This window comes from Bacillus sp. LR--39 (assembly GCF_053613335.1).
Window position 1 is genome coordinate 1 of sequence record NZ_JBSIOT010000450.1, and the last position, 952, is coordinate 952.

General features: G+C 47.5%; 1 protein-coding gene and 1 pseudogene. Both read left to right on the plus strand.

Annotation, left to right across the window (positions count from 1 at the left end):
* The coding region (locus tag ACWHAR_RS24035; protein WP_452088054.1) for an N-acetylmuramoyl-L-alanine amidase at nucleotides 1-482 on the plus strand (482 nt) is incomplete at its 5' end.
* Between the two features lie 85 nt (nucleotides 483-567).
* Nucleotides 568-952 (plus strand): annotated as a pseudogene (locus tag ACWHAR_RS24040) (chromosome partitioning protein ParA); the annotation flags it as partial.

Consider the following 952-nt stretch of genomic DNA (forward strand, 5'->3'; position numbering starts at 1 on the left):
TCCAGGAGCAGGGCGCCTTGGTGATGCTGACGCGGGAGGACGATCATGATCTCGCTCCTGAAGAAACGAGGGGACTCAGCAGAAGAAAAGCTGAAGACTTGCGGAAGAGGGTCGATATGATCAACAATTCTGAAGCCGATCTTTACCTCAGCATCCATTTGAATGCGATTCCTTCCGCGCGATGGAGCGGTGCGCAAAGCTTCTATTACGGGCAATATGAAGAGAATGAACGGGCCGCCAAGTTTATTCAGGATGAATTAAGACATAATCTTGAAAACACGACGCGGAAGGCAAAGCGGATACACGGAATTTATTTGATGCAAAATGTTAAAAAGCCCGGGGCCCTTGTCGAAATCGGGTTTTTGTCTAACCCGGAAGAGGCAAAACAGCTGGCCAAGCCCAAATATCAGGACAAAATCGCAGCATCCGTTTATAAAGGCGTATTGCGCTACTTTACAGAAGACAGAGACCCTCCTGAATAAGAGGGTTTCTTTTTGTGTCAAAGACACTATAAGGAAAGATATGCTATACTTATTTTGTAAACGAATACAACAAAGGGTGAGATCAATGTTGCGAGAAGACGATGTAAAAAAGATAGTCGGCGATTTGGACGAGCCATTTCTTCACAAGCCGCTCAGAGAGCTGGATGCCGTAAAAGAAATTAAAATAAAACCCGAAAAACGGCACGTCAGCGTAAAGGTGGCGCTCGCAAAAACGGGATCTGCCGAACAAATGCAGCTTCAGCAGGAAATCGTCATACGGTTGAAAGAAGCCGGTGCAGAGACGGTCGGCCTGCGTTTTGAGGAGCTGCCCGAAGAAGTCGTAATGAGTTATCAAGAGTCTGCCAAAGGGCAGGATCAATCTCTGCTGAATAGTGAAAAACAGCCTGTGTTTTTAGCTGTGGCAAGCGGCAAAGGCGGCGTCGGCAAGTCGACGGTGTCGGTCAATTTGG